Origin of the sequence: Saccharothrix coeruleofusca (genome assembly GCF_014648515.1) — a bacterium.
Lineage (GTDB): Bacteria > Actinomycetota > Actinomycetes > Mycobacteriales > Pseudonocardiaceae > Actinosynnema > Actinosynnema coeruleofuscum.
This window is the reverse complement of record NZ_BMRG01000001.1, coordinates 95198-107744: the sequence shown is the minus strand read 5'-3', so window position 1 is coordinate 107744 and position 12547 is coordinate 95198. Positions and strand designations below refer to the sequence as shown.

Here is a 12547-nt window from a genome sequence, read left to right as displayed (position 1 = left end):
CCTCCGATCTGTGGGCGGTCCGAGTCGGATCAGCTCAGGAGAAATTGCCCAATTCGGCCCAGCAAAGCTCGGAGGGGTCCATGTGACCTGTCACACGTTCGCCATGCGCCGGTCGTCGTACTCCCGCTGCGCCGCCAGCAGGGTCGGCAGGTTCTGCTCGATCCACTCGAACATGCCCTTGATCCGCAGGGCGATCTGCCTGCCCGGCTCGGTGAGGGAGTAGTCCACGTGCGGCGGGATCACCGGGTGCACCACGCGCCGCACCAGCCCGTCGCGCTCCAGCGCCTGCAGCGTCTGGGCCAGCATCTTCTCGCTCACCCCGCGCACCTCGCGGCGCAGCGCGGAGAACCGCAGGGTGCCCTCCAGCAGCTTGCCCAGCACCAGGCTGCCCCATCGGCCGGTCACGTGGTCGGCGATCACGCGGGAGGGGCAGTTGTGGTCGTACACGTCACCTGTCAGGGCCATGAAGGGCAGCCTAGCTGGATGCTTTCGTATTCGTAAGTACCCCACTTCAAGGTGGGTACTTACGAATAGTGAGCGGTTTTCCTAACGTGTCCGCCATGACCACGTTGATCACCGGCGCGACCGGCCACCTCGGCTCCCTGATCGTCGAGCACGTCCTGAACCGCATCCCGGCCGCCGAACTGGCCGTCTCGGTGCGCGACCCGGAGAAGGCGAGCGCGCTCGCCGCGCGGGGGGTGGACGTGCGGCACGGCGACTTCACCCGCCCCGAAACCCTCCGCACCGCCTTCGCGGGCGTGGACAAGCTCGTGCTCGTCTCCATCGACGGCCCCGACGAGGAGCGCGTGGAAGCCCACCGGGCCGCCGTCGCCGCCGCGAAGGAAGCGGGCGTGTCCTTCATCGCCTACACCAGCGTCACCGACGCCGACACCTCCCCGCTGATCCTGGCCAAGGTCCACAAGGCGACCGAGGAGGCCATCAGCGCCACCGGCATCCCGCACGCCTTCCTGCGCAACGGCATGTACCACGAGAACTACACGCCCGCGCTGGCCCAGGGCGCGCTGGTGCACGCGGCCGGTGACGGCCGGATCGCCAGCGCCTCCCGCGACGACCTCGCCGAGGCGGCGGCCGTCGTGATCACCTCCGACGGCCACGACAACGCCACCTACGAGCTGACCGGGCCCACCGCGTGGAGCTTCGCGGAACTGGCCGAGCTGGGCGGCGTCGAGCACCGCGCGATCACGCCGCAGGAGCGGCAGGCCCAGCTGGCCTCCTTCGGGCTGCCGGAGTTCCTCGCGGAACTGCTCACCGACATCGAGGCCAACATCGCCAAGGGCGTGCTGTCGGAGGTCCGCCCCGACCTGGAGAAGCTCCTGGGCCGCACCCCCAGGAGCATCCAGCAGGCTCTGTAGGGGCTAGGGCAGGCGGACGGCGGAGCCGGAGACGCGGGCGCGGGGGTCGTCGGGGGAGACCTCCACCAGCAGGAGGCTGGGCCGGCCCATGTCCTCGCCCTGGTGCAGGGTGATCGCCCTCGGCCGGTCCACCAGGCCAAGTTCCCGCAGGTAGCCCGCGAACGCGGCGGCGGCCGAGCCGGTGGCGGGGTCCTCGACCACGCCACCGACCGGGAACGGGTCGCGCGCGTCGAACACGTCCTCGGCCCGCTGGAAGAGCAGCTGCGCGGTCACCGCGTCGCGCTCCCGCAGCAGGTCGGCCAGCGCGTCGAAGTCGTAGTCCAGGTCGGCCAGCCGCTGCCTGGTCCCGGCCACCACGACCAGGTGGTGCGACCCGCCGAACGCCCAGTGCACCGGGTAGCGCGGGTCGAGGTCGTCGGCGGACCAGCCCAGCGCCCGCAGCGCCCGCGCCACGTCCTCCTCGGAGGCGGCGCGGGAGGAGGTCGCCACGCTGGTCAGGGTGGCCCGGCCCGCCGCCACCGCCACCTCCACCTCGCCCGCGCGGGTGGCGAACCGCACCACGCCGGACCCGCCCAGCGCCACCGCCGCCGCCACGGTGGCGTGCCCGCAGAACGGCACCTCCACCAGCGGGCTGAAGTACCGCACGCCGAACGCGCGCGGGTCGTCGGTGGGGAGCAGGAACGCGGTCTCGGAGTAGCCCACCGACGCGGCCAGCGAGAGCATGTCCTCGTCGGCCAGGCCGGTGGCGTCGAGGACCACCCCGGCGGGGTTGCCTCCCGCCGGGTCGGTGGTGAACGCCGCGTAGCGGAGCACTTCGGTCGTGCGCTCGGTCATGCGCACAGCCTGACCGGCGCGGTCGGCCGAGTCCAGGAGTCGGGCGTCACGCCAGCGCCGCGAGCATCCCCTCGCAGCTGCGCACGACCACCTCCGCCGCGCGCCGCTGCGCCTGGTCCAGCGCCGGGTTGGCGGCCTGCTCGCGCCAGCGCCCCAACGCCTCCAGCACGCCCTGCCGCGCCTCGCCGGGGGTGGGCTCGTGCTCCATCCCCAGCCGCGCGGGCAGGCTCGTGCCCAGCCCGCCGACCAGCCGCGCCGCCTCGGCGTCCAGCTCGGCGGGCAGCCGGGTCCGCCCGCCCTGCAGCGCCGCCAGCAGCCGCAGCTCCCGGAAGTCGTGCGCCGAGGCCAGCACCCGCTCCACCGCCGCGACCAGCGCCCGCGCGGCGGGCCGGGGTTCGGCGCGCAGCACCACGTCCAGGCCCAGCAGCGCCGAGCGCGCCTTGAGCACCTCGCGCCGCTCGGTGAAGTACTGCCCGATCGAGTCGCGCAGCTCGCCCAGGCCGCTGCGCTGCACCAGCTGCCCGGTCAGCTTGACCTGCGTGTCGAACCCCTGCCGCACCAGGGTGCTGGTCAGCCGCACGCCGAACAGCCCGAACCGGTCCAGCAGCCGCTGCCGCACCGGGGAGGCCAGCCGCACCGGGAAGTCCTCGCCGACGAACCGGTCCGCGGACAGCAGGTGGTCGTCCAGCTCCGCGCGCGGCAGCGAGGCCAGCGCCGCCAGCGCGGCGAACTCGTCGTCGCGCAGCGTCCGCGCGGCCACGGCGAGCAGCCCGGCGACCGCGACCACGTTCTGGCACAGCGGCCTGATCCTCGGCTCGCGCCGGTAGCGGCGGGCGATCTGCTTGGCCGAGGACAGCGCGTCGATCCGCCCGCCGCCGATCTCGTCGGCGCGCGCCAGCACCAGCACCGTGCCGACCGGGGTGGCCCGCGCGATGGGGTGGTCGTGGGCGGCCTGCAGGTAGTGCAGGTCGGCGGTGTGCAGGTGCCGGGTCAGGTACAGCACCGCGTCCGCCTCGCCGTAGACCTGCTCCACCGGGGCCCCCGAGGGCGCGTCGATCACCACCACGTCCCGCAGCGACCGCGACGGCCAGTCGACCACCACCCGGTCCGCCGTCGGGGCCTCCACGAACACCTTGCCGTCGCGGCGCACCACGGGCACCTCGTGCGGTCCGGCCTGGGCGCGCGGCTGCGGGCCGTCGCGGTACCAGGTGAACGCGGCGCGCGGCGCGAACTCCTCGCCGACCAGGGCACTGACCACAGTGGACTTGCCCGCCAGCGGCGCGCCCGCGACGGCGACGCGCACCGGTTCGGCCAACCGCGCCAGGTGCCCGCGCAGCCACGCGGTCGCCCGAGGGCTGTCGCGGTAGACGCCGAGCGCCTCGGTGAGCAGGGCCTGGACCCGGTCCTCCAGGTTCACGCGCTGATCCCCAGCGGCGGTTGGCCCGGCGCCGCCGCCAGTGCCTGGACCCGCTGGTAGAGCTGGACCAGCGCGTCCAGCTCGCGCTTGGCCTCCCTGGTGCGGCGCTCGCGCTCGGTGGCGTCGTCCTGGACCGCGCGGCGGGCGCTGCGGGCGGACTCCAGCAGCGTCTCCTGCATCTCCTCGGCCAGCGTGCTGAAGTGGTTGCGCAGGCTGCGCTGGATGTGCCGGGCGGCGTCCCGGCAGTCCTTGCTGAACTTGACGAAGAAGTCGTCCACGTGCCGCTGCGCGGCCTGGCGGGCGGCGGCCTGGCGGCGCTTGAGCCGCTGGTCGCCCTCGTCCATGATGGACTTGCCGCCGAACAGCGCGCCCGCGCCCAGCGAGATCGCGTTGATCAGCGGCATCCCGGCCAGGCTGGTGACCAGGCCGAACATCAGCAGGCCGCCGTAGGAGCCGCGCAGGCCGGTGAAGAACTTCTGGCTGATGCTGAACTTCTCGATCACCGGGCGGTCCATCTTGGACACCCGGTCCAGCACGTCGTCGGGGAACACCGACTCGGGCAGCAGGTCCTCGCGGTGCACCGGGAAGCTGCGGGCGACCTTCTCGGCCACCCACTCCGAGCGGTCCAGCAGCCAGGCGAAGTTGGTGGTGGCGGCTTCGGTGAGGTTGTCCTCCAGCCAGCGCTCGAACCGGTCCCAGCCCAGCATCGGGTCGGCGGTCTCGAAGGTCCGGTCCACCTCGCGCAGGATCTTGCGGGTGCGGTCGCGCAGGTCGTACTCGATGTCGGAGACCAGGTCGGCCATCTCGTCGGCGAGCACGGTCTGCCAGCGGGCGGAGCGGCGGCGCAGCTCGTCGACCCGGCGCTGGGCCTCGTGCAGCGCCGCGATGGTGTCCTGGGTGCCGCGCGAGCCCTGGCTGGACAGCTCCTCCCGCAGCGGCGCGACCAGCTGCTTGATGGCCGAGGCGGCGGCCACCGCGACGGTGCGGCGGGCCAGCACGTCGGCGGCGGCCACGATGTCCTGCTGCACGCACGCCAGCAGCTCGGGGAACCCCGACTCGGCGTTGAGCTCGCGGTCGCCGGTCTTGGCCGCGCGCAGCCGCAGCGCGGAGGAGACCGGGATGAGCTTGGCGGTGACGCCCGCCCGCGCCAGGTGGGCCCGGTTGCGCTCGACCACGCGCCGCCACTGCGCCGCGATGTCGATCTTGGTCAGCACCACGGTGACGTTCGGGCAGGAGGTCATCACCTGCTTGAGCAGCTCCAGCTCGGAGGCGGTCAGCTCGGTGGTCGCGTCGGAGACCATGAGCACCGCGTCGGCCTGGAGCAGGGCGGTGAACGTGCTCGCGGTGCGCGCCGAGCGCAGGTCGCCCACGCCGGGGGTGTCCACCAGCACCAGCCCGGAGGTCAGCAGGGCGCGGGGGATGCCGACCTCGGCGGCCAGCAGCTCGCCGGGGCGGCCCGCGCTGACCTGCTGGGCGACCTGGTCGATGGGCACCGGGATGCGCTCGGTGGGGGTGTTGGCGATGGAGACGCCGCGCACCAGCGCGGCGGAGGGCGTCTCGGCGTGCTGCACGAAGGTGGGGACGGTGGTGGTGACGTCGTCGCCCACGGCGCACACCGGGGCGTTGATCATCGCGTTGACGAGCTGGCTCTTGCCCTGCTTGGCCTCACCGACGACCAGCACCCGCAGCTTGGGGTCGAGCTGGCTGGCCCGCTTCTCGCGCAGCCGGGCGGCCAGGTCGGGTCTGTTGTGCGCGGCGCAAGCCCTGATCGTGTCGTCGAGCACGTCGAGCCAAGGCGCAGACATCACCCGAAAGAGTGTGCCTGCTGACCGTCCGTGGTGAAAGGGGAGGGCCCGCCCGTCCGGTGGACGAGCGGGCCCTCCCGAGGCTCGACCGAGCTCAGAACAGCAGGTCGTCCACGCCGAGCGAGTCGACGACCGGGACGTCCAGCGCGTCCACCTTGCCGGTGACGTGACCCACCACGTCGTCCACGCCGGTGTGGTTGGCGACCTCGGCCACGGTGTCCACCACGGGCGCCACCGGCGCCGCGGAGGTCACCTCGGTCACGTGGGAGGTCACGTGGGAGGTGACGTGGCCCAGGGTCTGGTCCACGCCCAGGTTGCCGGTGAGGTCACCGGTCACGCCGTCGACCACGCCGTTGAGCGTGTCGACCGTGCCGAACACGTGGCTGGTCAGGCCCTCCGTGCCGGGCAGCGGACCGGTGACCCCACCAACGGAGGCGACCGCGCCGTGGGCGGCGGCGGTCGCCGTGTCGGCGAGGTCGTCGACCTGGCCGGTGGTGGTGTGCAGCGTGCCGTCCAGGGTGTCGGTCACGTCGCCCACCGCGGAGAAGTCCCCCGCGACGGTGGCGTCCACCGAGGCCACCGCGTCGACCAGGCCCCAGCTGGACAGGCCGCCGAAGGCGTCCAGCCCGTTCGCGTCGGCGGTGAGCGCGCCCGCCACCGCGAGGTTCACGTCGGACGTGCTCGGCACGCCCGCGAGGGACAGCTGCTGGGCCACGGCCTGGAGCTGGGTGATGGCGCCCGCGGTGCCGTCCTCCACCACGTCCAGCGGCAGGTCGTTGAGCACGACGCCGTCGAGGGCGGGCAGGCCCGCGGTCGGCGCGTAGTCCAGGACCAGCGGGATGACCTCCTGCACGTCCAGGGCGCTGATGTCGCTCAGGCCCGCCGCGGCCAGCGAGCCCTCGGCGTCGACCTGGAACGCCTCCAGCGCCTTGGGGTCGCTGAGCAGCTCGAGGACGAAGTCGTGCAGCGTGTTGGGGCTGGTGCCCATGTGGAAACTCTCCTGGTCAGATGGGGCGCGGGTGCCAGGCCGGCAGGGGTGGCCCGGCGGGTTGGTCCCAACGTACGGAGAGTGGCGGACCGGGCCATCGGGGATTGCTCCCAGTAGATGCCGAAACCACGTTGGGGTGGTTCTCGTTCACTCCCTAGGGGATTAGGGGCTGAAGTTGTGACCCCCCGATCCCGCGTGTAGGTAGTGGGAGCCCTACTGCGAACAGGTGACCGAAGGAGGCTCCGAGTTGCCGTACGTCCTCGGGGTCGACGTGGGCACCACGCGCACCGCGGCGGCCGTGTGCAGGCTCGGCGGCGCCGGGCGGGCCGAGCCAGAGGTGGTCGGCCTCGGCGGACCGGGCGGCGGCGTGGCCTCGTTCCTGCAGCTCACCCCCGACGGCACGATCGCGGTGGGGGAGCCGGGCGACCCCCGCCGGACCGCCACCGGGTTCCTGCGCCGGGTCGGCGACGAGGTGCCGGTCGTGCTCGGCTCCGAGCTGTGCGCGCCCGAGGAGCTGACCGCCCTGATGGTCGCCTGGGTGGCCAGGCAGGTCGCCGACCGGGAGGGCGAGCGGGCCTCGCACGTCGTCCTGACTCACCCCCCTGGGTGGGGGCCGCACGCCAAGGGGCTGGTGCACGGGGCGCTGCGGGCGATGGGGCTGCCCGAGGTGACGCTGCTCGCCGAACCCCTCGCCGCCGCGGAGAACCACGTCTTCGCGCGCGGCCCGGCGAGCACGGTCGGCGTGTTCAGCATGGGCAGCCACGCCTTCAGCGCCGCGCTGGTGCGCCGCGCCCCCGACCGGGGCTTCGAGCTGCTGTCCTGGACCGAGGGCGTGGACCAGGACGCCGGGGCCGACTTCGACGACGCCGTGCTGTCCCACGTGCGCACCGAGCTCGGCCGCGCGCTGGGCGAGCTCGACGCCGAGGACCCGCGCGCGCTGAGCCTGCTCGCCCGGCTGCGGCGCGACTGCGAGGCCGCCAAGCGGGTGCTGTCCGGCACGCCGGAGACGGCCGTCCCGGTGCACCTGCCCACCGGACCGGTCGAGGTGGTGCTGACCAGGGCGCGGTTCGAGGAGCTGATCCGCCCCGCCGTCGAGCAGGCGGTGGAGTCCCTGCGGCGGACCTGCCGGGGCACCACCCCGGACGCGGTGGTCCTGGTCGGCGGCAGCGCCCGCATCCCGCTGATCGCCGCGTCCGTCCCCGGCCGGGTGGCGCTGGAGGCCGCCCCGGAGACCTCGGTGGTCAAGGGCGCCGCGCTGGCCGCCCGGCGGCTGCTGGTCGGCCCCGAGGACGAGCCCGAACCCGTGGAGACCTCCGTGCTCGCGCGCGGCGACGACCCGCGGCTGCGCTTCCCCGTGGGAGCGCTGGAGCTGGACGACGCGGAGATCGCCGCGCCGCCACCCCGCCCCCCGGTCGAGATCACCCCGCTGGACCTGCCCGAACGCCGCTCGGTCAAGCGCGTCGTGCGCGGCTTCGCGGTCAGCGGCCGGTCCCGCGGTTCCCGCTCCCCCGACGACGAGGACGGCCGTTGAGCCACCGCATGACGATCCCCACCAGGCCCGTGCTCGACCAGGCGACCAGGCAGCTGCTGGACGCCATCGCCGCCGACCCGGCGGCGCCCATGAGGCTGGGCGTGCTGGCCCCCGGCGGCTACGGCAAGACAACGGTCCTGGGCGAGGTCGAACGCGCGTACGCGCAGGCGGGCGTGGACGTCACCATCGTCGACGACGCGCACCTGCTGCCCGAGGCCGACCTGCTGGCCCTGCGATCGGCCGTCGAGCGCGGCGGAGGTCGCGTCGTGGTCGCCTACCGGCCGTGGCCGCGCTCCCGCGCGCTGGCCGCGCTGGCGGAGTCGCTGGGGCGGGCGCGGCCCGCGCTGACGCCCGCCCCGTTCAGCCGCGACCAGGTCCGCCAGGCGCTGCCCGCCTCGGCGGGCCGGGCGGTGGTGGACTTCGTGCACCAGCAGACCGGCGGCGTGCCCCGGTTCGTGGCGCGGCTGGCGGCGCTGACCGCGCCCGAGCTCACCGCCGAGGTGATCGGGCGGTTCCGGGCCGACCTGGACTGGCTGGACACCGACGTGCAGAAGTTCCTGCTGGCCGCCGAGGCGGGCGCGGCGCTGCGGCTGGACCTGCTGGCCGCGTTGCTGGACAAGGACTTCGACGCGGTCGGCGAGGTGATCGAGGCCGGTCGGGCGACCGGGCTGCTGGCCCAGGACGGCACGCTGCTGCCGGTGGCCCGCGCGGCCGTGGCGGCGCTGAGCCGCACCGACCGGCGCATCGCCGTGCGGCAGCGGCTGGCCGAGATCCAGCTGCGCTCCGGCGGCCCGGTGCTGGAGCTGGTGCGCCCGCTGCTCGGCTCCGGCGCGGGCGGCCCCTCGGTGGCCGCCGCCTTCCAGGCCGCCGCGCGGGAAGCGCTTCCCACCGACCCCGCGCTGGCCGCCCGGCTGCTCGGCGCGGCGGGCTCGCCGTCGCCGGAGGCGGCGGTCCACCGGGCCACCGCGTCGGCCATGGCCGGTGACCTGGATGCCGCGCTGCGGCTGGCCGACCAGGTGATCTCCTCGGGCGACCGGCAGCACCGCGGCCCGGCCGCCGAGGTCGCCGCGATCGCGCTGGCGCACCGGGGCCAGCTGGCCCGCAGCACCGAGCTGCACCGCTGGTCGCCCAGCGCGACCTCGACCGCGTTCGCCGTGGTCGGCCAGATCGGCACCGGCAGGCTGCCCGCCGCCGCACTGCCGGTGGCGCCGCCGACGATGCTCGAGGGCGGCGCTTTCCTGATGGCGCAAGGAGTTCTGGAGTCCGTCACCGAGGAGCCGACCACCGCTCTGTCCACTTTGGTCCGCGCTGCCGGGCTGCTGGAACCGGCAGGCGGCGCGGTGCTGCTGCCGGACACCCCCGCCGCGCTGGCCGCGCTGGTCGCGCTGCACAGCGGGGAGCTGGGCGTCGCGGAATCGGTGCTGGACCGCGCGATCGCCACCTCGCTGGGCGGCGGGCTGATGTCGGTGCGGCACCGGCTGCTGCGCGCGTGGGCGGCGATGCTGCGCGGGGACCTGGTGCGGGCCAGGGAGGTGCTGGTCGCCCTGCGCAAGGTCGGTCGGCCGCTGGAGCCGAGGGACTGGGTGTTCGCGGTGGCGCTGGAGGTGGGCATCGCGCGCCGCAACAGCGACCTGGCGGCGTTGAAGCGCACCTGGGAGCAGGCGTGCGAGGCGGTGCTGCGGCACCCGGTGGACCTGTTCACCTTCCTGCCGCTGGGCGAGTTCGCCGCCGCGGCGGCCCGGCTGCGCGACCAGCACCGGCTGGCCCCGCACCTGGCGCGGGCGCGGGAGCTGCTGCGGCAGCTGGGCGACCCGCCGCTGTGGTCGGTGCCGCTGCACTGGAGCGGCCTGCACGCGGCGATCATCGCCGAGGAGGCGGGCGCGGCCGAGGAGCACGCCGCCGAGCTGGCCGCCAACCGCGACCGCGGCCGGTACTGCGCGATCGTCTCGGCCGCCGCGGAGAGCTGGCTGGACGTGCTGGCGGGCAAGGTCGACCCGGACCGGGTGGAGCGGGCCGCGCGCGGGCTGCACGTGGCGGGGCAGTGGTGGGACGCGGCCCGGCTGGCCGGGCAGGCCGCGATCCGCACCTCCGACCGGCAGGCCATGGTGCGGCTGCTGGACTGCGCCCGGCTGCTGCAGGGGCGGCCGGTCGGCGCGAAGCGGGCCGCCGAGGCGGGCGCGGAGGGCCCGGCGGAGGTGGGCAAGCTCAGCGACCGCGAGCGCGAGGTGGCCGAGCTGGTGCTCAGCGGGCTGACCTACAAGCAGGTGGGCGACCGGCTGTTCATCTCGGCGAAGACCGTCGAGCACCACATGGCCCGCATCCGCCAGCGGCTGGGCTGCTCCAGCCGGGCCGAGCTGCTCGACCAGCTCCGCCAGCTGCTGGGGTAGACCACTCGATCGTGATCTTGCCGGGTGTCGAACACCTGTTCGACACTGGACGGCATGATCACTCCTGCCCTGCTGCTGTACCCGCTGGTCCTGGCCTTGTCTTGCTCGGTCGTGCTAAATTTTGCTCATGCGAGCAAAATCGGTGACGGAACAGGCCCGGCGGGCGCAGATCATCGCCGCGGCCATCGAAGTCGTCGCCGAACTGGGGTACCAGGCCACCTCGTTCAAGCGGATCGCCCAGCGGGCGGGGCTGAGCAGCACCGGCCTGATCTCCTACCACTTCAAGGGCAAGCAGGAGCTGGTGGACGAGGTCTTCGCGGAGGTGCTGCGGCGGTTCACCACCTTCGTGCTGGACCGGCTCGACCGGGCCGACACCGCCGCGGGCGAGCTGCGGGCGTTCCTGTCGGCCAACTTGCGGTTCATGGCCGCCCACCGGGCGGAGGCGGTCGCCTTCCTGCGGCTGCGCCCGCACGTGTCGGAGCGCGAGGTGGCGGAGGGGGACCACCGCAAGATGGCCGACCTGCTGCGCGCGGGTCAGGCGGCGGGCGAGTTCCGCGACTTCGACCCGGACATCATGTCGATCTTCCTGCTGGCCCTGCGCACCGGTGTGCTGACCAGGGCGGCCGACGACGCGGCGGTCGACATCGAGCTGTGCGAGCGCGAACTGCTGATCGCGGTCGAGCTCGCCACCAGAAGATGACGCGCCACCTCGCGCTCGCACTGGCACTGGTGCTGCTGCTGGGCGCGACGAGCGGAGGGCAAGCGATGGACGACCACACGACCAAAACAGACACCGGCGTGGTCCGCGGCCTGCGGAAAGCCGACCACCTGCTGTTCCAGGGCATCCCGTACGCGGCCAAGCCCGGCCGCTGGGAGGCGCCCCACCGGGCGCGGCCGTGGCCGGGGGTGCTGGACGCCACCGCGCCCGGCAGCCCGTGCCCACAGGTGGGCTCGCCCTACTCGGAGCTGCGCTCCACCGAGGAGGAGTGCCTGTTCCTCAACGTCACCACGCCCTCCACCCGAGGCCGCAGGCCGGTGCTGGTGTGGCTGCACGGCGACGGCGCGATCGGCGCGGGCCACTTCTTCGACGCCGCGCGGCTGGCGGTGCTCGGCGACGCGGTCGTGGTGACCGTCAACTACCGGCTGGGCGTCTTCGGCGGGTTCGGGATGCCCGGCCTGGCGGGCTCGGGCGAGTTCGGGCTCATGGACCAGCGGGCCGCGCTGGCCTGGGTGCGGCGCAACGCGGGCGCGTTCGGCGGCGACGCGGACAACGTGACGCTGTTCGGGGTCTCCTACGGGGCCACCGCCGTCGCCGCGCACCTGATGTCACCGCACTCGCGCGGCCTGTTCGACAAGGCTGCCCTGCACAGCTCGTTCACCCTGGTCGACCTGCCCGCCGGGGCGTGGTTCCCGAACCTGCCCGCGCTGCCCTGGCTGGCGTGGCGGCCGCCGGCGGAGATCGAGGCGCTGGGCGCGGCGGTCGCCGCCGAGCTGAACTGCGCGGACGTGGCGTGCCTGCGCGCCCAGCCGGTGGAGCGGGTGCTCGACCACCCCGACGTGATGAACATCTTCCAGGCCATGCCCTTCCAGGGCGGCCCGCCGGACGAGGTGCTGGGCCGGGGGGAGTTCGCCGAGGTGCCCGTGCTGGCCGGGAACACCAAGGACGAGCACCGCTCCCTGGTCCGCGTGTTCCGCGGCGAGGTCGCCCGCGAGGAGTACCCGCACCTGCTCGAAGCCGCGTTCGGCGCGCACGCGCCCGACGTGCTGGCCGAGTACCCGCTGTCGGACTACCCCGACGCCACTCGGGCCTGGGCGCAGGTCCTCACCGACCGCGTGTGGGCGCGGCCGACGTGGCAGCAGCACCGGTTCCTGTCCGCCCACAACCCGGTGTACGCCTTCGAGTTCGCCGACCCGCGCGCCTCCGCCGACGGCGCCGGGCACAACTCCGACATCGGCTACCTGTTCGTCGAACCGGGCAACAAGTTCACCCCCGAGCAGCGCGAACTGTCCGACCAGATGATCCGGTACTGGACCAACTTCGCCCGCAGCGGCGATCCCAACGGCGACGGACTGCCCGCATGGCCGCGCTTCGACCACGGCGGGCACGTCCAGTCATTGGCGCCCAACGCCATCGAGGGGGTGGACTACCGGACCACGCACCGGCTCGGGTTCTGGGAGGGACGCTGAGGCCAGTTCCGCTCAAGGTTTCTCC

General features: G+C 74.1%; 10 protein-coding genes. 5 read left to right on the top strand and 5 right to left on the bottom strand.

The window, feature by feature from the left end; translation table 11 throughout:
- Positions 1-90: 90 nt before the first annotated feature.
- Positions 91-465 (bottom strand): winged helix-turn-helix transcriptional regulator, encoded by a 375-nt coding sequence (locus IEZ00_RS00580; RefSeq protein ID WP_189221040.1) that lies wholly within the window; start codon positions 463-465, stop codon positions 91-93.
- A gap of 95 nt (positions 466-560) precedes the next feature.
- On the opposite strand from IEZ00_RS00580, the gene IEZ00_RS00575 reads away from it, so the two are divergent.
- The gene (locus IEZ00_RS00575) at positions 561-1373 is read left to right on the top strand and encodes an SDR family oxidoreductase (RefSeq protein ID WP_189221039.1); all 813 of its coding nucleotides are present in this window, start codon (positions 561-563) and stop codon (positions 1371-1373) included.
- A gap of 3 nt (positions 1374-1376) precedes the next feature.
- On the opposite strand, the gene IEZ00_RS00570 is transcribed toward IEZ00_RS00575, so the two are convergent.
- The 4 genes from IEZ00_RS00570 to IEZ00_RS00555 form a co-directional block, all read right to left on the bottom strand.
- Positions 1377-2207: a PhzF family phenazine biosynthesis protein gene (locus IEZ00_RS00570; protein ID WP_189221038.1), complete on the bottom strand. Its 831-nt coding sequence runs from the start codon at positions 2205-2207 to the stop codon at positions 1377-1379.
- A gap of 46 nt (positions 2208-2253) precedes the next feature.
- Positions 2254-3624, bottom strand: coding sequence for a putative GTPase (locus IEZ00_RS00565; RefSeq protein WP_189221037.1), 1371 nt, complete (start codon positions 3622-3624; stop codon positions 2254-2256).
- On the bottom strand, positions 3621-5429 hold the full coding sequence (locus IEZ00_RS00560; protein WP_189221703.1) for a dynamin family protein: 1809 nt from the start codon (positions 5427-5429) through the stop codon (positions 3621-3623). The genes IEZ00_RS00565 and IEZ00_RS00560 overlap by 4 nt, the downstream gene beginning before the upstream one ends.
- A gap of 94 nt (positions 5430-5523) precedes the next feature.
- Positions 5524-6417 carry an IniB N-terminal domain-containing protein gene (locus tag IEZ00_RS00555; protein WP_189221036.1) on the bottom strand — a complete coding sequence of 298 codons (894 nt, stop codon included), beginning with the start codon at positions 6415-6417 and terminating at the stop codon, positions 5524-5526.
- A 247-nt stretch (positions 6418-6664) separates the two neighbouring features.
- On the opposite strand from IEZ00_RS00555, the gene IEZ00_RS00550 reads away from it, so the two are divergent.
- From IEZ00_RS00550 to IEZ00_RS00535, 4 genes are all read left to right on the top strand, one after another.
- The gene (locus tag IEZ00_RS00550) at positions 6665-7948 is read left to right on the top strand and encodes an Hsp70 family protein (protein ID WP_189221035.1); all 1284 of its coding nucleotides are present in this window, start codon (positions 6665-6667) and stop codon (positions 7946-7948) included.
- An 8-nt stretch (positions 7949-7956) separates the two neighbouring features.
- Complete coding sequence (locus tag IEZ00_RS00545; RefSeq protein ID WP_189221034.1) at positions 7957-10335, top strand: helix-turn-helix transcriptional regulator; 2379 nt, start codon at positions 7957-7959, stop codon at positions 10333-10335.
- Between the two features lie 127 nt (positions 10336-10462).
- Positions 10463-11035, top strand: coding sequence for a TetR/AcrR family transcriptional regulator (locus IEZ00_RS00540; protein WP_189221033.1), 573 nt, complete (start codon positions 10463-10465; stop codon positions 11033-11035).
- Positions 11032-12522, top strand: coding sequence for a carboxylesterase/lipase family protein (locus IEZ00_RS00535; RefSeq protein WP_229794852.1), 1491 nt, complete (start codon positions 11032-11034; stop codon positions 12520-12522). Before IEZ00_RS00540 ends, IEZ00_RS00535 begins: the two co-directional genes overlap by 4 nt.
- The last annotated feature ends 25 nt before the right edge of the window (positions 12523-12547 follow it).